This is a genomic window from Mycobacterium sp. 236(2023), assembly GCF_029623955.1.
In the GTDB taxonomy this organism is placed as follows: domain Bacteria; phylum Actinomycetota; class Actinomycetes; order Mycobacteriales; family Mycobacteriaceae; genus Mycobacterium.
In genome coordinates this window covers 361,724-386,182 of the sequence record NZ_JARSBP010000002.1, presented here as the reverse complement: position 1 = coordinate 386,182, position 24,459 = coordinate 361,724, and the positions used below count along the sequence as shown (strand labels likewise).

The 24,459-nt window shown below is 65.4% G+C and carries 23 protein-coding genes; 10 read left to right on the top strand and 13 right to left on the bottom strand.

Going from position 1 to position 24,459, the window contains the following annotated elements:
- Positions 1–33 precede the first annotated feature (33 nt).
- Positions 34–471: a MarR family winged helix-turn-helix transcriptional regulator gene (locus P9A17_RS04360; RefSeq protein ID WP_278037376.1), complete on the bottom strand. Its 438-nt coding sequence runs from the start codon at positions 469–471 to the stop codon at positions 34–36.
- A 67-nt stretch (positions 472–538) separates the two neighbouring features.
- On the opposite strand from P9A17_RS04360, the gene P9A17_RS04355 reads away from it, so the two are divergent.
- Positions 539–1,747, top strand: a complete 1,209-nt coding sequence (locus P9A17_RS04355; protein ID WP_278037375.1) for a multidrug effflux MFS transporter — start codon at positions 539–541, stop codon at positions 1,745–1,747.
- Here P9A17_RS04355 and P9A17_RS04350 read toward each other — a convergent pair.
- Positions 1,744–2,160 carry a hypothetical protein gene (locus tag P9A17_RS04350; protein ID WP_278037374.1) on the bottom strand — a complete coding sequence of 139 codons (417 nt, stop codon included), beginning with the start codon at positions 2,158–2,160 and terminating at the stop codon, positions 1,744–1,746. The two genes, P9A17_RS04355 and P9A17_RS04350, sit on opposite strands and share 4 nt — an antisense overlap.
- Before the next feature lie 102 nt (positions 2,161–2,262).
- On the opposite strand from P9A17_RS04350, the gene P9A17_RS04345 reads away from it, so the two are divergent.
- Both P9A17_RS04345 and P9A17_RS04340 read left to right on the top strand, forming a co-directional pair.
- Positions 2,263–2,964: a phytanoyl-CoA dioxygenase family protein gene (locus P9A17_RS04345; protein WP_278037373.1), complete on the top strand. Its 702-nt coding sequence runs from the start codon at positions 2,263–2,265 to the stop codon at positions 2,962–2,964.
- A 158-nt stretch (positions 2,965–3,122) separates the two neighbouring features.
- A complete protein-coding gene (locus P9A17_RS04340; protein WP_278038599.1) occupies positions 3,123–4,106 on the top strand; it encodes an alpha/beta hydrolase family protein in 984 nt (327 codons plus the stop codon).
- Here P9A17_RS04340 and P9A17_RS04335 read toward each other — a convergent pair whose 3' ends face one another.
- The gene (locus P9A17_RS04335; protein WP_278037372.1) at positions 4,107–5,000 is read right to left on the bottom strand and encodes a DUF4344 domain-containing metallopeptidase; all 894 of its coding nucleotides are present in this window, start codon (positions 4,998–5,000) and stop codon (positions 4,107–4,109) included.
- A gap of 62 nt (positions 5,001–5,062) precedes the next feature.
- Positions 5,063–5,479, bottom strand: a complete 417-nt coding sequence (locus P9A17_RS04330) for a pyridoxamine 5'-phosphate oxidase family protein (protein WP_278037371.1) — start codon at positions 5,477–5,479, stop codon at positions 5,063–5,065.
- Positions 5,480–5,552: 73 nt separating this feature from the next.
- Between P9A17_RS04330 and P9A17_RS04325 the strand changes: the two genes are divergently transcribed.
- From P9A17_RS04325 to P9A17_RS04315, 3 genes are all read left to right on the top strand, one after another.
- Complete coding sequence (locus P9A17_RS04325) at positions 5,553–6,566, top strand: acetamidase/formamidase family protein (RefSeq protein ID WP_278037370.1); 1,014 nt, start codon at positions 5,553–5,555, stop codon at positions 6,564–6,566.
- A 95-nt stretch (positions 6,567–6,661) separates the two neighbouring features.
- Entirely contained in the window at positions 6,662–8,020 is a 1,359-nt protein-coding gene (locus P9A17_RS04320) for an FAD-dependent oxidoreductase (protein ID WP_278037369.1), read from the top strand.
- Positions 8,021–8,047: 27 nt separating this feature from the next.
- Positions 8,048–8,809, top strand: a complete 762-nt coding sequence (locus P9A17_RS04315; protein WP_278037368.1) for an SDR family oxidoreductase — start codon at positions 8,048–8,050, stop codon at positions 8,807–8,809.
- A gap of 3 nt (positions 8,810–8,812) precedes the next feature.
- On the opposite strand, the gene P9A17_RS04310 is transcribed toward P9A17_RS04315, so the two are convergent.
- Complete coding sequence (locus P9A17_RS04310; protein WP_278037367.1) at positions 8,813–9,412, bottom strand: TetR/AcrR family transcriptional regulator C-terminal domain-containing protein; 600 nt, start codon at positions 9,410–9,412, stop codon at positions 8,813–8,815.
- 69 nt (positions 9,413–9,481) lie between these two features.
- Here P9A17_RS04310 and P9A17_RS04305 point away from each other — a divergent pair, with 69 nt between their 5' ends.
- Genes P9A17_RS04305 through P9A17_RS04295 form a run of 3 tightly spaced genes read left to right on the top strand, consistent with a single transcriptional unit; the run spans position 9,482 to position 13,423 of the window.
- Positions 9,482–10,462, top strand: coding sequence for a nitrilase-related carbon-nitrogen hydrolase (locus P9A17_RS04305; protein WP_278037366.1), 981 nt, complete (start codon positions 9,482–9,484; stop codon positions 10,460–10,462).
- The gene (locus P9A17_RS04300) at positions 10,459–12,057 is read left to right on the top strand and encodes an amidohydrolase (protein ID WP_278037365.1); all 1,599 of its coding nucleotides are present in this window, start codon (positions 10,459–10,461) and stop codon (positions 12,055–12,057) included. Before P9A17_RS04305 ends, P9A17_RS04300 begins: the two co-directional genes overlap by 4 nt.
- Before the next feature lie 10 nt (positions 12,058–12,067).
- The gene (locus P9A17_RS04295) at positions 12,068–13,423 is read left to right on the top strand and encodes an amino acid permease (RefSeq protein WP_278037364.1); all 1,356 of its coding nucleotides are present in this window, start codon (positions 12,068–12,070) and stop codon (positions 13,421–13,423) included.
- A gap of 11 nt (positions 13,424–13,434) precedes the next feature.
- Here P9A17_RS04295 and P9A17_RS04290 read toward each other — a convergent pair whose 3' ends face one another.
- The 8 genes from P9A17_RS04290 to P9A17_RS04255 form a co-directional block, all read right to left on the bottom strand.
- Positions 13,435–14,208 carry an NAD(P)-dependent oxidoreductase gene (locus P9A17_RS04290; RefSeq protein WP_278037363.1) on the bottom strand — a complete coding sequence of 258 codons (774 nt, stop codon included), beginning with the start codon at positions 14,206–14,208 and terminating at the stop codon, positions 13,435–13,437.
- Positions 14,209–14,393: 185 nt separating this feature from the next.
- Complete coding sequence (locus P9A17_RS04285) at positions 14,394–15,206, bottom strand: enoyl-CoA hydratase/isomerase family protein (RefSeq protein ID WP_278037362.1); 813 nt, start codon at positions 15,204–15,206, stop codon at positions 14,394–14,396.
- Between the two features lie 48 nt (positions 15,207–15,254).
- A complete protein-coding gene (locus P9A17_RS04280) occupies positions 15,255–16,943 on the bottom strand; it encodes an ABC transporter ATP-binding protein (protein WP_278037361.1) in 1,689 nt (562 codons plus the stop codon).
- Positions 16,940–17,731, bottom strand: a complete 792-nt coding sequence (locus P9A17_RS04275) for an ABC transporter permease (protein ID WP_347403834.1) — start codon at positions 17,729–17,731, stop codon at positions 16,940–16,942. The genes P9A17_RS04280 and P9A17_RS04275 overlap by 4 nt, the downstream gene beginning before the upstream one ends.
- 146 nt (positions 17,732–17,877) lie before the next feature.
- A complete protein-coding gene (locus P9A17_RS04270) occupies positions 17,878–19,503 on the bottom strand; it encodes an ABC transporter substrate-binding protein (RefSeq protein ID WP_278037359.1) in 1,626 nt (541 codons plus the stop codon).
- 78 nt (positions 19,504–19,581) lie between these two features.
- Positions 19,582–21,669, bottom strand: coding sequence for an acetate--CoA ligase family protein (locus P9A17_RS04265; protein ID WP_278037358.1), 2,088 nt, complete (start codon positions 21,667–21,669; stop codon positions 19,582–19,584).
- Positions 21,666–22,055, bottom strand: coding sequence for a hotdog domain-containing protein (locus tag P9A17_RS04260; protein ID WP_278037357.1), 390 nt, complete (start codon positions 22,053–22,055; stop codon positions 21,666–21,668). The genes P9A17_RS04265 and P9A17_RS04260 overlap by 4 nt, the downstream gene beginning before the upstream one ends.
- Before the next feature lie 85 nt (positions 22,056–22,140).
- Positions 22,141–23,103, bottom strand: a complete 963-nt coding sequence (locus P9A17_RS04255; RefSeq protein ID WP_278037356.1) for an ABC transporter permease — start codon at positions 23,101–23,103, stop codon at positions 22,141–22,143.
- Between the two features lie 586 nt (positions 23,104–23,689).
- On the opposite strand from P9A17_RS04255, the gene P9A17_RS04250 reads away from it, so the two are divergent.
- Positions 23,690–24,424 (top strand): GntR family transcriptional regulator, encoded by a 735-nt coding sequence (locus tag P9A17_RS04250; RefSeq protein ID WP_278037355.1) that lies wholly within the window; start codon positions 23,690–23,692, stop codon positions 24,422–24,424.
- The last annotated feature ends 35 nt before the right edge of the window (positions 24,425–24,459 follow it).

The following is a 24,459-nucleotide window of genomic DNA, read 5'->3' as shown; positions in this document are numbered from 1 at the left end:
TGGTCAATCTCACGTTGTCCAACTACGCCCCAATCACGCGTAGAGCCCACGCTCCAGCGCCCGCAGCAGCGGTAGCGCCGCGGCGATGTCGACCTTGTCGCCCGACGCTTCCAGTGCTTCGTCGAACAGGCGCGCCCAGATCGCCCGCACCCGCGCCAAATTCTCGAAGGCCAGGTCGGTCGAATGCAGCACCATCTGACGGCTGTCGGTCGGGTCGGTGGCGCGACGCACCAGCCCTTTGGCTTCGAGGTCGCGGAGCGCGCGGCTGAGGTTGCTCCGCTGCAGACCGGTTGCGGCAGCGACGGCGCTGGGGCTGACGTCGGGGTGATGGTCGATGTAACGGAGCACGGTGACCTCGGTGACCGAGAGGTCGAAGACGGTCGCATCCGTCGACACGTGCGCTTTGAGCGCACGGGCTACCGCAGAGACGAGGTCGGCCAGGTCCGCGAGTTGCTCCGCGCGCGCTTGCATGTGACGAGCCTACCTGATAGTTATAGTTTGATAACTATCATTTGATAACCAATTCGGGAGTTCCCTCATGACCGTCGACGCCTCTCCGCGGCCCGACACCGCGCCCAGGATCACGACTGGGCTCCTCGTCACGCTCGCGCTGCTGTCCGCGGTGGCGCCGTTCGCGACAGACCTGTACCTGCCCGCGTTCCCGGCGATGGTCGATGACCTCCACACGTCACCGACGAACGTCCAGCTCACCCTCACCGCGTTCCTGATCGGGCTCGCGGCCGGACAGCTGATCTTCGGACCGCTGTCGGACCGCTTCGGCCGCGTCAAACCCTTGGTCGTCGGCGCAGCGGTCTGCGTGGCCGCGAGCCTGGTGGCCGTGATCGCCCCGACCATCGAGGTCCTGATCGCCGCGCGCCTCGCGCAGGGCCTCACCGGCGCTGCGGGCATGGTGATCGGACGGGCCATCATCTCCGACCTGGCGACCGGCCGCGCCGCAGCCCGCGCGTTCAGCCTGATGATGATCGTCGGCGGCGTCGCCCCGATCGCCGCGCCGCTGGCGGGCGGCTTCCTCGTCGGGCCGCTCGGGTGGCGTGGCTCGCTGGCCGTCATCCTCGCTCTCGTCGTCGCCATGCTCGTCGCTGCACTGGTCGTGATCCGGGAGACGCACACCGAAGAGCGCCGCGCCCGGCTGCGTGACGAAAAGGCCACGGCCGGTTCACCTTTGCGTGACCTGACCCGCCGCACGTACGTCGGCAACCTGCTCGCGTTCGGCTTCGCCTTCGCGGTAATGATGGCCTACATCTCGGCGTCGCCGTTCATCTACCAGACGATGATGGGGCTGTCGTCGGCCGAGTACGGAGCCATGTTCGGCGTCAACGCGTTCGGGCTGTTGTTGATGAGCGCGCTCAGCGCCCGCCTGACCAGGCAACGCGAGCCGCGCGCCGTGGCCGCTGTCGGGCTGGCCGCCATCCTCGCCGCCAGCGTCGCCGTGCTGTTGCTTGCTGTATCCGGTGCCGCGGCGGGCTGGCTGGCCCTGCCGCTCTTCGTCGCGGTGGCTGGCATGGGTCTGGTCTTCGGAAACACCACCGCGCTGGCGTTGTCGTCGGCACCGCGCGCCGCGGGCGCCGCGTCGGCTGTTCTCGGCGCCACCCAGTTCCTGCTGGCGGCCGCGGTGTCACCGCTGGTGAGCCTCGGCGGCGAGCACTCGGCTGCACCACTGGGCATCGTGATGGTGTGCGCGGCGACCGTGGCGTGCGTGGGCTTCGCCGTCGCGACGCAGCGCTAGGACTTCGGCTTGGGGGTGCGGGTTTTCGGCGGCTTCGGCTCGGCCGCTTCCCCACCCCCGCGGTTGGTGAATCGTCCGAGCGTCGACACCCCGGGAACCGAGGACACCGTCCGGTAGACCTCGTTGCCCGCAGACACCAGCGCTTCCAGTTGCGGCAGCAGCGCGTCCATCGTGCGCAGCATCGGGCCGGCGAGCGCCAGGTAGCGCTCCATCCGGTCGACGGCCACGTTCAGCCGCTCGGTCGCGGTGGCCAGGTTCTCGATGAGGTCGGGCACTTCCGACGCGAGTTTGAGCGACGCGGGCGGGATCCGCAGGGCTCCTGATGCGACGGCCTGAGCCGCCTCGGCCGCCTCCTGCGCCGCGGCCCGGATAGCTTTGACGTCCGGAGGTCTGGGTACTTTCTGTTTCGCCATACCTCAACGATGACGCACAATCGCCGCTTCTGCGGGATATCGCGCAGGGCCGCGCCGAAAAGCATTGGCGCACAAACTCGCTGCTGTGCCACTCTCGGGGCCATGGTCGATGTCGAGAGTTTCGCCGCCGACGGTTTCATCAAAGTGGAGCAAGCGGCGCCCCGTGCCGTCGCCGACGCCGCGCGCGAACTGCTGTGGCAGCGCATCGGATTGTCGCCGCACGAGCGGGCGGGCTGGCGCGAACCGGTGGTGTGGACGGCCGACCTGACCGGTGAGGGCCCGTTCGGCGAGATCGCCCGAAGTCCGGTGCTGGCCGACGCGCTGGACCAGATCTGCGGTGCGGGCGGGTGGGTTCCGCGCGGGTCGCTGGGCAACATCCCGGTGCGGTTCCCGGTCGCTCCCGCCGCCGACGACCGCGGCTGGCACATCGATCTGAACACCGCGCTGCCCGACGGCTCGTGGGTGGTGAGCGGGCGTCCTCAGACGCTGCTGCTGTTGACGTTGCTCTCGGAGGTGACGGTCGACGACGCACCGACGCGGATCCGCGCCGGTTCGCATCGCGACGTCGCCACCGCACTCGAAGATCTACAGCTGGATGCGTTCGCGGCCGGCGCGCTGGTCGACAGGGTCAGCGCGGGCCGGCCTGTCCGCCACGCCATCGGCAGCCCCGGCGACATGTACATCGTGCACCCGTTCACCGTGCACGCCGCCGACGAACACCGAGGCAGCGCACCGCGATTCATGGCCCAATCCCCGCTCATGCTCCGCGATTTCGGCGTGCTCAGTCGCGCTCACCGCAACTAGGCACGCCCAAATCAATCAGATAACAACCCGATCACTGCCCCGCGCGCCCCTCACGACTGCGCGGGAACGCTTGTAACTTCGCGCGCGTGAAATCCTTCGCCCAGCGGATCGCCCGTGCAGGCGCCGGTATCGCCACCGCGGTGCTCGTCGCCGCCGGAATGCTCGCCGTGACTCCCGTTCCTCAGTCCCACGCGTTCTCCCGGCCCGGTCTGCCCGTCGAGCAGCTCGACATTCCGTCGCCCTCGATGGGGCGCACCATCCGCGTCGAGTTCCAAGGCGGCGGCCCGCATTCGGTGCTGCTCCTTGACGGTCTGCGCGCGCAGGACGACTTCAACGGCTGGGACATCAACACCGCCGCTTTCGAGTGGTTCCACGAGTCAGGCGTATCGGTGATCATGCCGGTCGGCGGGCAGTCCAGCTTCTACGCCGACTGGTACCGCCCCGCGAAGAACCGCAACGGCACGCTGACCTACAAGTGGGAGACGTTCCTGACCAACGAGATGCCGACGTGGCTGGCCACCAATCGGGGTCAGGATCCGTTCGGCAATGCCGTTGTGGGACTGTCGATGTCAGGCGGTGCCGCGTTGACGATGGCCGCCTACTATCCACGCCAGTACAAGTTCGCCGCGTCGCTGTCGGGGTATCTGGCGCCGTCGCAGAAGCTGTGGCCGCCGCTGATCGACATCGCGATGCAAGATGCGGGCGGCTTCGACTCCTTCGACATGTGGGGTCCGTCCGGTTCGCCGGCCTGGAAGCGGGCCGACCCGATGCTGAACATCAATCGGCTCGTCGCCAACCGCACCGCATTGTGGATCTACTGCGGCAACGGCATCGCATCCGACCTCGACACCGGAACGGATCTCGGCATCAACGTCAGCGCCGGCTCGCTGGAGTCGATCACGATCGCCACCAACAAGGAGTTTCGCGACAAGTACCTCGCTGCGGGCGGGCGCAACGCGGTCTTCAACTTCCCGCCCAACGGCACGCACAGCTGGGGGTACTGGGGTGCGCAGCTGCAGGCGATGAAGCCCGACATCGTGCGCCTGCTGGCGACGCCGCCGCCACCACCGTTGCCGCCGCCGCTGCCGCCGGGCGCACCCTTGCCGCCCGCTCTGGCCCCCGCGCCCACTCCCGCCGGATAGCTACTTGAAATAGGGGTCGAGCAGGGTCGCCCACGCGTTGTCGAGCTGCTGCCATTCCGCCTGGCATCCGTCGGCGCGGCTTTCGGGAAGCTCTCCTCCGGTCACGATGTCGGCGTTGGCGTCCGGGTTGGATCCGTAGATCCAGCACAGCAGGTTGTAGTTGCGTGCCTCGTTGAGGGTGTGTTCGTCGGCGAAATCGCTGTCGCCGAGCGGGCCGTCCTCCTCGCCGGAAATGTCGAACACCTTCGCGAAGTCCTTGACCGCCTGCACCGATTCCATGTCGGGTGCTCCGTCGTCACCGGGTTGCAGCAGCACGTAGGCCGCCAGCTGATCGGCGACGTCCTCCTCGCGTCCGGTGATCGGCAGGTTGTAGATCGTGACCGTCATGTGGCCGACCTCGTGATAGAACGTCGCCCATTCCGCGTTGATCGCGGACGCGACGGGGTCGGGTTCCTTCAGCTCGGTGAAGATCCGTTCGCTGTTGGAGGTGTCCTCGTAGCAGATGGTGATGGTCTTCTCGCTGGGGCTCCAGAAGGCGTTGGGCTGGTCGCATTGTGCGCCGAGCAGCGGGATGTCGTAGGGCAGGTTCAGCGTCTCGTTGATGTCGGCGGCCATGTCCTCGAGCGCATGGTCGCCCTCCAGAATCTCCTTGCCGCGCAGCGCCTCCGGGCTCGTGGCGTCCTGATAGGTCGCGATCATCGACCCCCCGCCCGGCGCCGGGTCCTCGGGCGCCTGTTCGGGTGCGTCGTTCTTGCCCTTGTCGGGTGCGGCCTCGGAGGTCTCGTCGGCTGCTGCGGCCGCTGAAGACTCCGACGACTGCTGCTCCTGCTGCCCGCTTCCACACGCGACGAGCAACAGGCCGGCTGCCATGAGCGGCAGAATCCGTTCGCGCATGATTGTCCCCTTTGCTGGAAACTGTCTATTGACACGGTCGCAGATTTAGGGGCGATTTGGCGCTACTTCGAATAATCCGTGCTCAACCAGCGCTTCGGACGCATCCGGATGACGACCGAGGACGGCGTCAGGTTCTGATCGGCGAATGCGCCGCCCTCTTGCTCGCCGAGGTAGCGCACGGCGATCGCGCGGACCTCGGCGTCCTCGGCCTTCTCGATCGACGTGACGTCGCCTTCGGCGGTGACGTACTTGTACGGCGGCTGCTCGTCCTGCGCGGTGATGCTGAACCGCCCCGCGTCGCGGATCAGCGTGTGCTTGATGGATCCCGATTCGGTCCACAGCAGCACGTCACCGCCGGGCTGGTAGCCGTACCAGATCGGCACCACCAGCGGCGCCCTACCGGGTCGCTCGACTGCGACCACGCCGACGTGGAGGTCGGCCAGATACTGTTCACGCTCTTCGCTCGTCATCTTCGCCATGTCCGTGGAACGACCTCTGCGCGAAATATCATTCCGGGCTGCGGGCGGGCGGCGACGGGACGAGGATGGCGGGATGGATCACGTCACCTTCATCCCGACGCCTGACCAGTACCGGTACACGTTCGGCGGCGCGGAGCCGGTGATGCGGATCAAACCCCAGACGGTCCTGACCCTGTGGGCCGAGGACGCCTACGGCGGCCGGATCACGACGACCGACGACGTCGCGTCGGCGGCGCTGAACACCTGGGACCTCAACCCGCAGACGGGCCCGTTCTATGTCGAGGGCGCCGAACCCGGTGACACGTTGGCCATCCACCTGGTCGACCTGACGCCGGCGCGCAGCTGGGGCGCGTCGACGCTGATCCCGTTTTTCGGTGGGCTGACGAGCGTGCCGGTGAGCCCGACGCTGCAGGAACCCCTGCCCGAACGCACCTGGATCTACGAATACGATTCGGCCGCAAAGACAGTGGCGTTCGCGGCGCAGGGCAGCGACTTCAGTGTCGCCCTGCCGGCCAACCCGATGCTCGGCACAGTGGGCGTGGCACCGGACCGCCGCGAGGTTCGCACCGCGCTGGTGCCCGACATCTTCGGCGGCAACATGGACACCCCCGAGATGGCAGCGGGCGCAACGTGTTATCTGCGGGTGAACGTTCCGGGCGCCCTGTTCTCCCTGGGCGACGGCCATTACCGCCAGGGCGAGGGTGAGTCGTGTGGTTGCGCGGTCGAAGGCGCGATGCACGTGACGGCGATCGTCGAGCTGATCAAAGGTGGCAACTCGGCGTGGCCGCGGCTGGAGACGGACACCCACCTGATGTGCATTGGTTCGGGACGGCCCATGGAGGAGGCGTGGCGGGCCGGCCAGGTCGAGATGATCGGCTGGCTGGGCGAGTTGTACGGGCTCGACCGTCTCGACGCCTATCAGCTGCTCACGCAGATTTCGCTGTCACCGATCGCCAACGTCGTCGATACCAACTACAGCGCGGTGACCAAGATCGACAAGCGGCTGCTGCCGCCCGCGCCTGCGTACGGCGGGGTGCACGCTGAGATGCGCTCAGCGGCAAGGACTTTGGGGTCGATCAGCTATTGACCAGCGTCAGATGTGACCCGGATCTCGTGAGGGAGGCCTTGCGCCTCGACACAACCTACTTAGGCTTGCCTTACCTAAGAAGATAGGGAAGGTGTATGCGAAAGATCCGAGTCGCCGTCGTCGGTGCAGGTCCGGCTGGCATCTATGCCGCCGACATTCTCAGCGACGAGCACGAGGGCGCCACCGTCGATGTCTTCGACCGTCTGCCCACGCCGTACGGACTGGTGCGCTACGGCGTCGCCCCCGATCATCCCCGCATCAAGGAGATCATCAAGGCCCTGCGCCGGGTCTTGTCCAAGGACCCGATCCGGTTCATCGGCAATGTCCACTACGGCACCGCCATCGCGCTCGGGGATCTGCGGCGCCATTACGACGCGGTGATCTTCTCGACCGGTGCCCGCGCCGACCGGGCGCTCGACATCCCGGGCGTCGACCTGCCCGGAAGTTTCGGCGCCGCCGATTTCGTGTCCTGGTACGACGGGCATCCCGACGTCCCGCGCGACTGGCCGCTGACCGCGAAGAGCGTCGCCGTGATCGGGGCGGGCAACGTCGCGCTCGACGTCGCGCGCGTACTCGCCAAACCGGCCGACGAACAATTGGTCACCGAGATCCCCGACAACGTGTATCAGGGCCTGAAAGCCAACCAGGCCAGCGACATTCACGTCTTCGCCCGGCGCGGTCCGGCGCAGATCAAGTTCACGCCGATGGAGTTCCGCGAGTTGTCGCACTCCCCCAGCATCGATGTCATCGTGCACCCGGAGGGATTCGAGCTCGACGAGGCGAGTCAGGCCGCCGTCACGAAGAGCAAGTCGACCCGCCTCGTCGTCGACACGATGCTCAAGTACATGGAGCGTGAGCCCACGGGCGCACCGCACCGCATCCACATCCACCTGTGTCAGGCGCCCGTCGCGATCCTGGGCACGGACCGGGTCGAGGGGTTCCGGACCGAACGTACCGAGTTGACCGGTGACGGGAATGTCCGTGGTACAGGCGATTTCACCGATTGGCCGGTCGAGGCGGTGTACCGCGCCGTCGGGTATCTGTCGTCGCATCTGGCCGACCTACCGTTCGACCACTTCGAGGGTGTCGTCCCCAACGCCGCGGGCCGGGTGCTGGAATGCGACGGCGTGGAGATGTCCGGCACCTATGTCACCGGATGGATCAAACGCGGGCCGATCGGCCTGATCGGACACACGAAATCCGATGCCGCCGAGACAGTGTCGAGCCTGATCGCCGATCTGCCGGGTCTGCGGACCCCGGAGGTCACCGATCCGGACGGCATCCTCGATCATCTGTCGGCCGCCGGTGTCGACTACACAACGTGGGACGACTGGGAACGGCTCGACGCGCACGAGATCTCGCTCGGCGAGGTGCAGGACCGCGAGCGCGTCAAGGTCGTTCCGCGGGAGGCGATGCTGCGCGCCGGCCGCGCGCCGATTGTTGCGCGTGCATGACGGCCGTTCTCGGACGAGGATGGCCCCATGGATCTTGGACTCACTGGTAAACGCTTCGCCGTCACCGGAGGCACCCGCGGTATCGGCCGTGCCGTCGTCGAAGGGTTGCTCGCCGAGGGGGCATCGGTCGCGTTCTGCGCCCGCACCCCGGAGCTCGTGGGCGAGGCGCAGGCCGAGCTGACGTCAGGCGGTGCGACGGCCGTCGGCACCGCGGTCGACGTCGGCGACGCGGCCGCTGTCGGCGCGTGGGTCGAAGCCACCGCGCAGGCGTTGGGCGGGCTCGACGGTGTGGTGGCCAACGTGAGCGCGCTGGCGATTCCGGAGACTCCGGAGAACTGGCGCACCACGTTCGAGGTCGACCTGATGGGCACGGTCAGCCTCGTCGACGCGGCGCTGCCGCATCTGTTGGCGAGCGGTGCCGGGTCGATCGTGTCGATCTCGAGCGTCTCCGGTCGCGAGGTCGATTTCGCCGCAGGCCCGTACGGCACGATGAAGGCCGCGATCATCCACTACACCCAGGGGCTCGCCTACCAGCTCGCCGGAAAGGGTGTGCGCGCCAACAGCGTCAGCCCCGGCAACACCTACTTCCCCGGCGGCGTGTGGCCGTCGATCGAGGAGAACAACCCCGAGTTGTTCGCCCAGGCACTCGCGCTGAACCCGACGGGCCGGATGGCGACGCCGCAGGAGGTGGCCAACGCCGTGGTGTTCCTGTCGAGTGCGGCGGCCAGCTTCATCACCGGCACCAACCTCGTCGTCGACGGGGCGCTGACCCGAGGCGTCCAGTTCTGACCGCTACGGCGCCAAACCGCGCAGCAACACTGCCAAGCCGTATTCGAACGCGTCGTCTGCCCTGGCCGGTTTCGGCGCTCCCGTGGCCAGGGCGGCGGCCAACTCGGGACCGACCTCGGTCCCGGATCGCCAGGGTTCATCGGGCGCGGCGACATCAAGCGCGGCGCCCAGAACGTAGTTGTCCACCAAGGTGATCGAGCGCAGGGTGTCAGCAGGGCTGAATCCGGCTCGGTGCAGCGTGATCGCCAGCGCGTTGTACATCGTGAAGGCCTGCGGGCTGTTGACGGCGAACTCGGTCAGCAGGGGGATCAGGGTCGGATACCGCGCGAAGCTGGACCGATAGGACCGCGCGATGTCGGCGACGACGTCTCGCCACGGCCGGCCGGGATCGTCGTCGGGCAGGTGCACCTCCGACATGGCGCGTTCCCGAAGGAGTTCGACGATCGCGGCGCGACCGGACACATGGTTGTAGAGCGATGACGGCTGCACCCGGAGCTTGCGCGCGACGCCGGGCATCGTGAATCCGCCCGTGGTGCGGACGAGGTCGAGCGCGGCCCCGGCGATGACGTCGACAGACAGGATCGGCTTCGGTGGTCGTCCCATCGGATCTCCTCTTGCGGTGTCCGGTGACGGAGTTCACAATAAACGAACTTGATTCGTTTTAGGAGCAGGATGATCGTTCTCACCGCCCCGGTCGCGCCACCGCTGTCGCGCACGACCGAGTCGTCACGGGAGCCGCTGCGCGTCGGTCTGGTCCAGCACCGGTGGCGTCCCGACGCAGGTGAGTTGGCGACGGTGCTGCGGTCCGGAATCGACCGTGCCGCCGCCGAAGGTGCGACGGCGGTATTCCTGCCCGAGATCACGCTTCTGCGGTACCCAGCCGACGAGCCGGGCGGCGAGAACGCGGACGCCTTGGCCGAGGACCTGACCAGCGGCCCGACGTTCACGCTGGCCGCCGAGGCCGCCACCGCGAACGGCATCTTCGTGCACGCCTCGCTGTACCAGCGCGCGCCGGGAGCCGACGGCCTGGGCCTGAACACCGCGATACTCGTCTCTCCCGCAGGGGAATTGGTCGCCAAGACCCACAAGCTGCACATTCCGATCTCGGCCGGCTACTACGAGGACACCTACTTCCGCGCAGGCCCTGCCGATGATCCCTATCCCGTCTACGACCCCGCAGGCCTCGGTGCCCGCATCGGTATGCCCACGTGCTGGGACGAGTGGTTCCCCGAGGTGGCACGCAGTTATTCGCTGGGCGGCGCCGAGATTGTCGTCTACCCGACGGCCATCGGCTCGGAGCCGGTGTTCCCCGATTTCGATACCCGGCCGCTGTGGCAGCAGGTCATCGTTGCCAACGGCATCAGCAGCGGCCTGTTCATGATTGTCCCGAACCGGGTCGGCGACGAGGGCTCGCTGTCGTTCTACGGCTCCTCGTTCATCTCGGACCCTTACGGCCGCGTACTGGTTCAGGCACCGCGCGACGAGGAGGCCGTGCTCGTCGCCGATCTCGACCTCGACCAGCGCCGCGACTGGCTGGAGTTGTTCCCGTTCCTGTTGACGCGGCGGCCCGACACCTACGGAGCTCTGTCGAAACCCGTTGAGCCGCAATCACCGTACGGCAACGGGCACGAGGCGACGGCGGTGGTCAAGTGAGCGCGACGCTGTTCACCGGCGGCGCCATCTGGACGGGACGTGAGGTGACGGACGCGCTCCTTGTCGTCGACGGCCTCGTCGTCGCGACCGGCGATGACGCCCGCGGGCGTGACGCGGTGACGGTGGATCTCGACGGCGGATTCTTGATGCCGTCGTTCGGAGACGGCCATGCCCACCCGCTCTACGGCGGGCTGGAGGCCGTCGGCCCCGCGGTGCGCCAGGCCACCACGGTCGACGAGATCGTGCTCGCCGTCAAACGTTTCGCCGACGAGAACCCCGACGAGGAGTGGATCGTCGGAGCGTCATATGACGGAAGCCTGGCCGAGGGCGGGCTTTTCGACGCGCGCTGGCTGGACGCCGCCGTGCCGGACCGGCCGGTGGTGCTGCGGGCCTGGGATTACCACACGGTGTGGTGCAACTCCGTTGCGCTGGAACGGGCGGGGATCACGCCCGACACCCCGGACCCGGTGCTTGGCGAGATCCCGCACCGCGAGGACGGCTCCGTTCTCGGCACGTTACGTGAATGGGGCGCAGTCGATCTCGTCATGAATGTGATGCCGCCCCGCGACGAGCAGGTGCGCATCGACGCGCTGGGCACGGCGGCCGACTACTACCTGGCCCGCGGTGTGACGTGGGTGCAGGACGCCTGGGTGGAACCCGCCGACGTCGCGACCTATGTCGATGCTGCACGCCGCGACGCGCTCCGCATGCGCTTCAACCTTGCGCTGTACGCCGACCCGCGCCACTTCGACAACCAGATCACGCAGTTCACCGAGCAGCGCCGTCTCGTCGAGGAGGCGGGCAATCCGCTGCTGACCGCGAACACGGTGAAGTTCTTCGCCGACGGTGTCGTCGAGAACGAGACCGGCGCACTGTTGCAACCGTACTGCTCGGGCATGCACTCCCACGGCATGCGGAACTGGGAGGGTGACGCGCTGGCCGAGGCCGCCCGCCAAGTGGACGAACTCGGCTTCCAGATTCACATCCATGCGATCGGTGACGCCGCGGTGCGCCAGGCTCTCGACGCGATCGAATACGTTGTGGCGCAGAATCCCTCGCGGGACCGCCGCCCGGTCATCGCGCACTGCCAGCTCGTCGACGACACCGACCTGGCCCGTTTCGCCGCGCTCGGGGTGATTCCGAACATGCAGCCGCTGTGGGCGCAGCTCGACGCGCTGATGACGGTCCTGACGATCCCGCGACTGGGGGCCGAACGCGCCGACAAGCAGTACCCGATCAACACCCTGGACACGTCGGGGGCGCCGCTGGGCTTCGGGTCGGACTGGCCGGTCTCGTCGGGCGCCCCGCTGGACGGGATCGCCGTCGCGACGTCGCGGCGCACCGCTGAGGGTGAGCCGGCGGGCGGCTGGACCCCACACGAGGTGCTGCCGATCGAGCGGGCGCTGTCCGCGTACACCGAGGGCGTGGCCAAACAGGGCTTCGCCGAACATATCTGGGGTGTCCTGGCACCCGGAGCCAGCGCCGACATGGTCTGGCTTGAGCGCGACCCGCGCACCACACCACCGCTGGACCTTCCGTCGGTGGGCATCAAGGCGACGTATCTACGTGGTACGGCAGTCTTCACGGCGGAGTGAAAGGTCAACGATGACTGAAAGATCGGGTTTCCTGCCAGACACCGACGAGGGCAGCCTCAAGCGGGCACTGGGACTGCCGTCCCTGGTGTTGTTCGGCCTCGTCTACATGGTGCCGCTGACGGTCTTCACGACGTACGGCATCGTCACCGAAACCTCCGGTGGACGGCTGCCGTTGGCGTACATCGTCACCCTCGTCGCGATGATCTTCACCGCCCTGTCGTATGCGCGCATGGCCGCGGCGATCCCGGTGGCCGGTTCGGCGTACACCTACACGCAGAAGACATTCGGCGCACCGGTGGGGTTCCTGGCCGGCTGGTCGCTGATGTTGGACTACCTGTTCCTGCCGATGCTGAACTACCTCGTCATCGGGCTCTATCTGAATGCGGCGGTGCCCGCGCTGCCCGAGTGGGTCATCGTGATCGTGACGATCGCGATCGTCACCGTGCTCAACATCGTCGGCATCGTGTCGGTGGCGCGCGCCAACTTCCTCATCATCGCGATCCAGGCGATCTTCATCGTCGTTTTCATCGCCCTGTCCGTCGGAAAGATCGCGGGCTACGGCTCGGTCGACTTCCTGGCACCGTTCACCGGTGACGGCTCGGCCGGCGGCCTGAGCCCAGTGCTCGCGGGAGCCGCGATCCTGTGTCTGTCGTTCCTGGGCTTCGACGCGGTGTCCACGCTGTCGGAGGAGGCCAAGGACGCCAGACGCACGGTCCCGCAGGCGATCCTGATCGCGACCATCGTGTCCGGCATCATCTTCATCCTGCTGTCCTACGTGTCGCAGCTGGTGTTCCCGTCCAACGAGTTCGCCGACGTCGACTCCGGTTCACTCGACGTCATGGTGGCCGCGGGCGGCACCTTCCTTAACGCCCTCTTCACCGCCGCGTACGTCGCAGGAGCTACCGGTTCGGCACTGACCTCACAGGCGTCGGTGGCACGCATCCTGTTCGCGATGGGCCGCGACGGTATCCTGCCCCGCAAGGTCTTCGGACACGTCTCGGCGAAGTACAGCACCCCGGTGTACGCCATTCTCGTGGTCAGCGTGATCTCGCTGCTGGCGATCGTCATCGATCTGGCCACGCTGGCATCGCTGGTCAGTTTCGGTGCGCTGGTGGCATTCTCGGTGGTGAACCTGTCGGTGATCAAGCACTACTTCATCGACCTGAAGGATCGCAGCAACATCGTGCTGAACCTCATCGCGCCGGCGATCGGCTTCCTGCTGACGGTGTGGCTGTGGACCAGTCTGTCCGGGATGACGTTGGTGATCGGGTTGATCTGGCTGGCCATCGGTTTCGTCTGGCTGCTCGGCGTAACGCGGGGCTTCACGCGTCCCACCCCGGTCCTCGATCTGGAAGAAACCCCGTGATATCGGCGCGTTCACAGCTGCTCAGCGTCGCCGGTGCGCCGGATTGCCGGGATTCTCCTCTCCACGACGTTCCGAAGACCTTGTCCTCTTGCAAAACGCGTCACCTGATCGGCGATGAACTGCTGAATCCGGGGTGATTGAGCATCCGACTTCGCACCGACATGCGGGGTCAGAATCAGGTTGGGCGCACCCCACAGGGGATGGTCGCTCGGGAGCGGTTCAGGGTCTGTCACGTCCAACGCGGCCGAGAGCCGATGGTCGTAAAGCGCCTCGACGAGATCGTCGGTCACCACGACGCCACCGCGGGAAACGTTGACTAGCAGAGTGTCTCGTAGCAGATGGCTCAGAAACGTGGAATCCACCAGCCCGCGCGTCTCGTCGTTCAACGGGACGGCAAGAACGACGACATCCGCGTCGGGCAACAGTTTCGGTAGGTCTGCCATCGCGCTGACACCTGACCTGGCGGTCCGCGCGACGGGAACCACATCGGCCTCGAAGCAGCGCAATCGCGTCGCGATTGCGGCTCCGATGGAGCCGTGGCCGACGACGATCACCTTCTTATCGGCCAGCCCCGGGGACGTCACCGGCTCCCACCTCCGAGCAGCTTGATCCCCGAGGTAGCCGGGCACACCGCGGCTCGCCGCCAGTATCAGAGTCAAGGCGAGTTCGGCCGTGGCCGTTGTGTGCGCACCGTGGGCACTACACAAAACGACACCGTCATTGATGAAAGGCAAAACACGGTCGACTCCAGCCGCCAAGCTCTGCACGACCCGCAGTCGTGGCATCTCTTTGAGAAGACCTAGTACACCTCTGCTCGGCCCGTACGGTAGGACCACGAACTCGACTTCGTCGATTCCGGCCGGTCGCCGAGACCCGAAATCAACGACATCGCAACGCACTCTGTCTGGTAGCTGCGACGTGAGTGTGAAAGGCAACCAGACGAGCGGGGCGGTCTCTACTGCTGCGTGCGTCACCTCACGGCGAATCGTGCGTCACGCCAAGCGAATGCAGCGCGCATCCCTTCGGCCTCCGCGATTCGGTCGAACTCCTCGCGTTCTTCCGAGGTGCTCGATTGCAGCATGACGAAAGTCTCTCGTCCCGAATCGATCGCGGCGCGCATGCCTTGTACCTCGTAGGCGCGGTTGAAGGCCTTCTTGTTCATGGCGACGGAGATCGGCGGAGACTTGGCCAGATCGGAGGCGAGCTCGAGCACCTTTCTCTCCAACTCGTCGGGCGCCACGACCGCGTTCACCATGCCGATCTCCAATGCCTCAGTGGCACCGACACGTCGGCCGGTCAGGATGAGTTCGCGTGCTTTCTTCATTCCGACGATCCAGGGCAGGATGTTGAACGGAGGCGATGCCTGGAACTGCACGTCGGGGATTCCGAACTGTACGTCGTTCGAAGCGACGGTCATGTCACAGATCATCGCCAGTTCGTTGGCGCCGCCCAGGCAGTAGCCGTGCACTTGCGCGATCCACGGAAGACGGCTGTTCCACAGCCGCCACCACGGCGCAGCGTTGCGTTCGGTGTAGGACAACAGATCGGGTGGGGTCTCGCGCGGAATGAGCTCATCCGACATGTCGTGTCCGGCCGAGAATGCGCGACCGGCACCGCAGATGATGCCAACACGGATATCGACATTTGATTCCAGAATATCGATGGCCGAACCAATTTCGGCGATCATGCGCTCGTCGATCGCATTGAGAACCTCGGGGCGGTTCAGCTTCACGATGCCTACGTAGTCGCGCGTGGTCAATTCGATGGTGTCAAACTTCGTCATGCGGCTCCAAGCCTCTGGTCGATTTGAGATGGTCGAGTGATTCGGCCCTTAAGGTGCGGTGTGCGCCCACCGCCGGCCGGGGATCGCGCGGAGCAACTCCTGCGTGTATTCCTGTTTCGGCGCGCCGAAAATCTCGTCGACAGTGCCGGCTTCGACGATGCTGCCCTTGCGCATCACCGCGACGTGATCGGATATCTGCCGCACCACTGCAAGGTCGTGGGAGATGAAGAGGTACGTCAGGCCGCGCTCATCCTGAAGCCTGACAAGCAGCTCGAGTATCTGTGCCTGCACAGTCACATCGAGCGCTGACACAGCCTCATCGCACACGATGAATTCGGGATCCAGTGCCAAAGCCCTTGCAATCGCGACACGTTGGCGCTGGCCTCCGGATAGTTCTGCGGGTTGCCTACCGAGCATCTTCACTGGAAGCGCGATCTGCTCCATCAACTCGCTGGCCTTGGCCGACCGTTCGCGTTTCGAGCCGATACCGAACGAAACGAGCGGCTCTGTGATGATCTGCTCGACGGTGAAGCGAGGATCCAGTGACGCGTAGGGGTTCTGATACACCAGCTGCATACGCCCTCGCATGTCGCGCATCTTGTTCGCCGCCAGCGCCGTGACGTCGGTACCGTCGAACGCCACCTGTCCGGATGTCGGGGTCTCAAGCCGCAAGACCATCCGCGCGGTTGTGCTCTTGCCCGAACCGGATTCACCGACGAGACTGAAGGTTTCGCCGCGCCGAACCTCGAAGGATACTTCGTCGACGGCACGTAGCGTCCGCGATCCCGTCGACGTTCTCGGCAGCGTGAACTCCTTGCTGAGTCCCTCGACCTTCAGTAAAGGTGGTTTCGCAACGCTGGCCTTGATCGGGTGTGCGCGTGTCGCGCCGAGGCGAACGCTCGACATGCTCGGCGCGTTCGACAGGAGAGTCTGCGTGTATTCGTGTTGGGGTGACCCGAGCACGGTATCGGTGGGACCTGCTTCGACCACTCGCCCCCGTGACATCACCACGATCTTGCTGGCGCGGTCGGCGGCTACTCCCAAGTCGTGAGTGATGAGCAGCATCGCGGTGCCGGTCTCTTCGGTGAGTCTCTCGATGTGGTCCAGGATCTGGCGCTGCACGGTGACGTCGAGCGCGCTCGTCGGTTCGTCGGCAATGATCAGTTTCGGGTTCGCCGCCATGGCCGCGGCGATGAGCACGCGCTGGCGCATGCCGCCGGACAACTGGTGCGGGTACTGCTGGGCCCTGGCGGCGGGGTCACTCAAGCCCGCCTGTTCCAGCAGCTCGACTGCCCGAGCGGCCGCGTCTCGTCGCCGGGCGATGCCGTGGATGCGCAGAACCTCGCTGACCTGGTCACCGACCTTCTTCACTGGGTTGAGTGAAACGATAGGGTCCTGCGGCACCAGTCCGATCCCACATCCCCGAACCCGTTGCCATGCACGTTCTTTCAGGGATGTGAGATCCGTACCGTCGAACATGATCGCACCGCTCATCACCGTCGCGTTGCGCGGCAGCATGCCGATGACGGCTTGTGCACTCGTAGACTTTCCGGAGCCGGATTCACCCACGATCGCGACCACTTCCCCGGCACCGACGTCGAAGGACACATCCTCGGCGGCGACCAACACGTCGCCGGACGTAGAATAGGACACCGTCAGGTCGCGGACGCTGAGAAGTGGACGCGGTGGTTTACCACCCTGCTGCAGGCCTGTCGGACGCGAACTGATGGTCGTCACAGCTCTTCCTCCCGTTCGATCGCGCGGGCGATGCGGTTGGCCGCCAGCACTATTGCGGTGACGACGAGACCGGGCAGCAGCGTCAGCCACCACGCGGTCGCCATGTAGTCGCGGCCCGCAGAGATCAACGAACCCCACTCCGGCGTCGGCGGTTGCGCACCGTAGCCGAGGAAGCTCAGCGAGGACACCGCGAGGACGGCTCCACCCAGCTCCAGTGCAGCCATGGCCAATACGGGTCCGGATGCGTTCGGCAGGACGTGCCGGACGAGGATCTGGCTCCGCCGCGCTCCAACCGCGGTCGCCGCCTCCACGAACGTCGCGGTCCGCACCCGCATCACCTCCGCCCGCATCAGTCGCGCGAAGCTCGCAACACTGGCCAGACCGACAGCGATCGCGACGTTCGTGGTGCCGGGGCCCAGCACCGTGATCAACGCCAGGGACAGAAGAAGACTGGGGATCGACATCAACAGATCGACTGCCCGCATGACGACCGTGTCGACGAAGCCGCCCAGGAAGCCCGCCAAGAGCCCGAAGACCGAGCCGACACACAACGCGATGGCCACCGCGGTGACAATCGCCTGCAACGACAACCGCGAGCCGTAGACCAAGCGCGCATAGTTGTCTCGGCCGAGCTGATCGGTGCCGAACAGATGCGTGAGGCTGGGGGCCTGCAACGCGTCCGAGGGCACCCCGGTCATCGGGTCATAGCTGGTGAATACGCCGGGGATGATCGCCCACAGCGCGGCCATCACGAGGATCGCCAGCGAGATTGCCAGACCCCACGTCATCCGACCACGGAGACGCGTGAGAATGCCGCCGGCGGCACGGCGCGCGCGGGCAGCGCGCACGCCGTGCTTCACCGACTCGGAACCGGCTTGCTGAGCGACGATGAGCTCAGTCATGGCTGCAACACCTACTTGTGTCGACCATCAACTCACGACAGCCACGCGTCGTAGAGCTTCAGGCGAGAACCCGAATCGAACTCGAAACCCTGCACCGACTCACTCATGGCCCAGACGTTGACGAAATCGTGGATCGGGATGACCACCCCTTGTTCGATGATGAAATTCATCGCGTCTTCGAGGATTCGGGCGCGCTCCTCCTGGGACGGGGCGACGGCCTGCGCCTGGAGCATGGCGTCCAGCTCACTGGGCGCGTTGCGGTAGGGGTTCTCTCCGGTCGAGTCGAGGATCACCCGCAGGATGTCGGGGTCCGGACGGGTCCAGTGTGCGTAGATGGTGTCCCAGTCGCCGGCAGCTTCGACCGCATCCGACTCCGAGCTGCTCATTGCCCGGATCTCGACGCCGATTCCGATCTCGGCGAGCTGCTGCTGCATGAGCTCGATGGTGGGCGTCTCGTTCGGGTAGAACTGGATCACATCGAAAGATACTGGCGTGCCGTTCTTCTCGTAGATTCCCGATCCGCCGTTTCGCGTGTATCCGGCGCCCTCGAGCAATGCACGGGCTGCGTCCGGGTCGTAGGCCAGAAGATCGGACTGGTCTACGAAGCCTGTTGTGGTGGCTGCCAGTGTCCCTTTCGACGGCGGGGTCAGATCCGTGAAGACCGTGTCCATCAGCTGCTGCCGATTGATGCCGATCTGGACCGCCTGACGCACCGCCGGGTCTTGCCAGACCTCCTTCTCGCGGTTGAGGAAAAGCACCATCGGAATGCCGGGGTTGGCGCGTCCCTCGATGACGTACCCGCCGGCCTCCAGCGCGGGAATGTCCTGGGCGGCGGTGCCGTCGATGATGTCGAGCTCACCCGATTGCAGACTGCCGACGCGCACACTGGATTCCGGCACGATGTTGAACTCGATCCGATCCAGGTAGGCGTCACCGGCGTGATCGGCGAAGCCAGAGGGCCAGTTGTACCCGGTGCGCTTGGTCAGCACGGTGGATGCATCCTTGACGCGGCTCTCGACCACGAAGGATCCAGAACCGATCAGACCTTCGCCGTTGCAGCGCGCTTCGGGAGATGCCTGCAGCGCGGCGGGCGACAGCATTCCCAGCGTCGTCGTGGACGTCGCGTTGAGGAACTGCGGGTTGGGCTGTGAGAACTTGACGACCACGGTCGAGGGATCCGGCGTCTCCACCGACTCGATTCCCGCGACCATGGCGGCGCCCAGCGAGGACAACGGCCCAAGGGCGGCAATCGATTCCAGGTTTGCCTTCACGACACCGGAGTCAAAGGGTGCGCCGTCGCTGAACGTGACACCCTGGCGGAGTTTGAAGGTAAACCGCGTGTTGTTCGGGTCGACCTCCCACGACTCGGCCAGCCACGGCCCGAGCTCCATCGTCTCGGCGTCCTGATCGGTGAGGGAGTCCACCACCTGGCGGTTCATCGAGATGACGTTGTGGTTGCCCGTCTGGTGCGGGTCGAGACATGCCGCGTCGCTGGATATTCCGATCCGCAGCGTGCCACCGGATTGAGGCGGACCGTCGGCCGCACCACCGCCCCCGCCGGAACCGCTGGAACCGCAGGCGGCGACGAGGGTTGTAGCGCAGACGGTCGCGGCGATCGCGGCGACGCGTGACCGCCGTTCTCGACGGGGTGTTGTCATGGTGTCTCCTTGGAAAAGTGTTCGTGTTCGTTGTTTATGCGGATGCCGTATTCGACTGCCCGCGAGAGAAAATCGTCCTCACATCTGCGACGGTGTGACGACTACATCGATGACGCGTAGGCCTTTCCCGAGAACGGTCACCGGGTTGAATTCCACCTCCCCGATACGTTCATCGAGAGTTGCGGCCAGACGGTTCAGGCCCATGAGGAATGTGCGGACACCAGTTTCGTCAGAGGGTTCCGCGCCACGTACCCCCGCCAGGAACTCCGACGCGCGTGACTCGGCAAGCAACCGGTCGACATCCCGATCGGTGATGGGAGCAAGGGCGCTCGCCGTCGACCTGATCAGTTCGACTAGAATGCCGCCCAATCCGACCGTCACCAGGACACCGAACGGCGTCCTGCGCAGTGACACCAGCAGTTCCACGCCTTGGGGAACCATCTCTTCGACAAGGATGCCGTCCAATCGAGCGTCAGGCTCGGCGGCCGTGACCGCACCTTCCATCCGGACGTATGCGTCGGTCAGCTCGGCGACCGACGCGATGTTGAGAGCGACGCCGCCGATCTCTGTCTTGTGCAGGATGTCGGGTGAGGAAATCTTCAGCGCGACAGGGAAACCGATGCGCTCTGCAGCCTCGGCAGCAGTCTGTACATCGGACGTGAGCTCCCCGCCGGGAATCGGTAGTTCGTAAGCGGCGATCATTGCGCGCCCGGTCGCTTCTGGCAGTGCTACGACCGTCGTCGGCGGTTCCGCATCCATCGCAGCACTCCGACTGAGTGCCCGTTCACGCAGCGCAGGATAGGCCAGGGCGGCGCTGACGGCGGCCATTCCCTCGCGGATGCCCTGCAGACCCGGAACCGGGCCAAGGGCGCCGCGGACCAGCGGATCGATCTCCGCGCCCACACTCGACATGAAGAAGATCGGCTTGTGGGTTTCGCCGGCGACAGCGGCCACGTCAGCGGCGATTCGCGCGTAGTTGTGGGCGTGCGGTCGATCGAGCCCGGTTGGTGCATCGAGGCCCACCCCGACGAGGCCAATGCCAGGATCGGCGATCAGCGCTCGCAGCGCCGCTCGGTACATGTCGCCGTCATGCACTGCACTTCCTGTCGCGTCCAGCGGATTTCGTGGGTTGGCGAAGTCCGGCAGCACAGTGGTCAGCGTGGCGATGGTCTCGTCGGCGAGTTCGGGGAAAACCACCCCGGCGTCTGTTGCGAGATCTGACACCAGAGAGTTCTCACCACCGGACAGGCTCAGAATCGCCAGCCCGCCCTCTGCCGGTACTGCACCGCTGGCGAGCAGTTCGACGGTTTCGGTCAACTCGTCGAGATCTCGGACGACGACGACCCCCACTGATTCGGCGAATGCCTGAAATTCGTCGTAGCTACCGACCAGTGCGCCGGTGTGTGCGGCGGCAGCTTTTGCTCCCACGTCCGTACGCCCGAGTTTGAGGCATATGACGGGCTTTCCAGCCCTGGCGGCCGCCAGTGCGCCGGACCTGAAGGACGCGACGTCGCGGACCGTCTCGACGATCAGCGCGATGACTTCAACCTTCGGATCGGCTGCGAAGTGATGCAGATATGCACCGGCGTCGAGGACGGCTTCGTTGCCGGCGGAGATCACGTGGGAGAAAGCGAACCTTCCGCACGACACCATGGCGATGCAGATCGATCCCGAATGTGACAGCAGGGCAACACCACCCGCAGACATGTTCTCGGGAAGGGATGAGTAATACAGTGCCGAGCTGTTCGCCGGGGAGAACACACCAAGGCAATTCGGTCCCGCGAAGGCCAGTTCGTTGACGCGGCAGGTTGCGGTCAGCCGGGCCTGCAGGGCGTCGCCGCCATCGACCTCGGCGAAGCCAGATGCATAGCTGACCGCCGCCTTGACGCCGAGTTTTCCTGCCTCCTCGGCGACGGTGACGACACTTTCGCCGCCGACACAGATGATGACCGCTTCCGGCACCGCGGGTAGATCACCCAGGCTGGGAAAACAGGGCACTCCGGAGATCTCGCTGCGTTTGGGATGAACTCCCCAGATCTCGCCGGCGTAGCCGAAGTTTCGGAGGTTCGTCAAAGATCCGGCCCCCACCGAACCTTTGCGATCCGAGAGCCCCACGATGGCTACCGACGTCGGGTTGAACAGCGCAGAAATGTTGTCGGTGATCACTTCTGGCTTTTCTTCTGAAGACGCCCGATGAAGGGTTCGAGATCGATGATGAAGCGTTCGTGGGTTCCGCGGCCGATCAGTTCGACATCATCGGTAGCCTCCACCTCGAAGCTGACCCGCCGGCGATCGACTGCCGTCACGGTCGCCTTGGCCGTCACCGACATGCCTACTGGCGTCGCCGCGACGTGTGCGACGTCGACGGTGCTGCCGACCGTCTCCTGAGCCTCGGTGATATAGGGCGCCAGAGCAGCCATCGCTGCTTCCTCCATGAGCAGGACCATGTTCGGTGTCGAGAAAACTTCGACCGGGCCGCGGGTGATCGTCCGGGTACCGTCGACGGTCCAAGTGCGGGTTCCCGTGGCACCTACGGGGACGGAGGTTGTCATTGATTCCTTTCGTTGGCGGCGCGGCCCGGCGGTCCCGATATGTGGGCCGCTGTTGCGTCGCTGTGTTCTGTTGGTAGAAAGCGCTTTACGTCGTACTGGCCAGGGACCGCACGTTGACCCGCGGGTCGATGAGCGAGTACAGAAGGTCGACAACCAGGCTGGTGATGACGAAGATCAATGCGGACAGCACGACGACACCGAGTACGACCGGAAGGTCCTGCCGGTTGACCGCTGACACCGTCAGCCGCCCGAGTCCTGCTCTGGAGAAAACGGTTTCGGTGACCACGGCACCGGCCACCAACTGGCCGACCAGCAGGCCAATCATGGTCAATGGCGGGATCGCCGCGTTACGTACCGCGTGGCGCAGCAGTACGTACAGGCGCGATGCTCCTTTGGCTCGCGCGGTGACCACGTAAGGCTCCGCCATAGCGGTGCGAAGGCTTCTGGCGAGGATCTGCGCGATGGCCGCACCGACGGGCAGCGACAAGGTGACGACCGGCATGACGAGGCTGCCCCAGCCCTTGTTACCCATCGGGGGAAACCACCCGAGTTTGAACGAGAAGATCTGAATCAGCAACAGCCCCAGCCAGAATGCCGGCACCGAAGCTCCGACGGAGGGCAGCGAAAGCAGGAACTGTCGCAGCCAGCCCATCCTCGTGTAGGTGCTCACAACCGCCAGCGCGGTGCCCCACAGGACCGCGAAGACGAGGGCCAACGACGCCAGCAGGAGCGTGCTCGGCAGGACGGACGCGATCTCGGCCACCACAGGTTGACGACTTTGCAGGGAGGTGCCGAAATCCCCGCGGACAGCGTTGCCCAAGGCCGACAGATACTGCACGACAGGAGGCCGGTCGAACCCGAATTCCGCGTTGATGGCTGCGATCTGCTCCGGCGACACTGTCGCCGCGACGTTCCCCGCACCCCCGGAGTTCAGGACCAACCGAACTGGGTCCGACGGCATGATGAAGAGGATGACAAAGGCCAAAGTGAAAGCGGCCCAGAGGACGAGCAGTGACTGGCCGACGCGGCGTATCACGTAGAGAAGCACGCTCATAGTTTAATCACACTGAGATTCTTCGCGCAGGATTTGATGAGAATAAAATTTGTCGATACCGCCCGTTTTCATCGGAGCACTCCAATACCGGAACAGTTTGTGCACGTAGATATTTCGTTGCACACGGGAGTAACCCGTTTAGCGGCTGGGTAGCCTCCGCATCACCAGTCCGAAGTGTCGCGACCGTCGGAAGGTTCTTCCAGAGGCGTCAAACATGTTGGCGCTGACTATTTTTGGCGGATCATAAGATTGAAGACCTGCCCCGGGGGTCGGCAAGCCAATAAGTCGTTGTACAACAACACTTTTAGCGACACCGGGCAGCGCAAAGATCTTGCCCGGCCGCGCGCCGAATGGTCTGACGCATGTGCGGCCACAGGTGTCGGCACATCAACGACGCGACGGTGGTGCCCGCAACCGGGCGCTGACGATGAGTGTCGACGCCCCCGCCGTAGGCAGAGTGAGCTCCATCGCCCAGAGATTATATTATATTCTGGAACATGCCAACCCAAGCCGTCGATCAGGACGGTACTCACAGAACGACGGGCCAACCGATGCGACGATCCGCCGATAACATGCTCCGATGACCGCCACCGAGGATCTGCGGCAGCCGAGGTCCCCCGAACCTGGCGACCCGAAGACCGGCCCGAAGACCACTGTGACGCACCGGCTGGTTGCCGCACTGCGTGACCGCATCCTGGCCAACGATCTGGAGCCAGGATCCCGCATCGTCGTCGACGACATCCGTCAGCGATACAGCGTGTCTCATATCCCGGTGCGTGAGGCACTGCGAACGTTGGAGGGCGAAGGCCTCATTCAAAGCGTTCCCAACCACGGCGCGCGGGTCACCGATCTGAGTGCCTCCGAGATCGACGGCCTCTACGAACTTCGTCTGATCGTGGAGACCGCGCTGATTGCTCGGGCGTGCACGGCGAAGACCCCGGAGGATGTCGAGCGGGCCAAACGGGCACTCGACGCGATGGGTCGACTGGATCCCGTCAACGACCCCGTCCGCTTCCAAGAAGCGCACCGCGACTTCCACGCCGCTTTGATCCTGCCGGCCACCACCGACGTGACTCGCCGGATCCTCGAACCCGTATGGCAGAGCGTTCAACGCTATTTGGTTCGCATGTACCGCTTGCCGGTGGTGGCGCCTCGTGGCTCGGTGCAGCACCCGCGAATCTTCGAAGCATGGGCCGCGGGGGACGAACGTTGCGTGGACTTCCTCAGGAGCCATCTTGAGGGTGGTCGGACACAGATGGCCAAAGCGCTTGGCGCCGATTCATGCTGCGGGCACGCACCCGATCTCCCTGAGTAATCGAAGTGCCCAGGTCTCTTCCAGTCCGCTCGGCG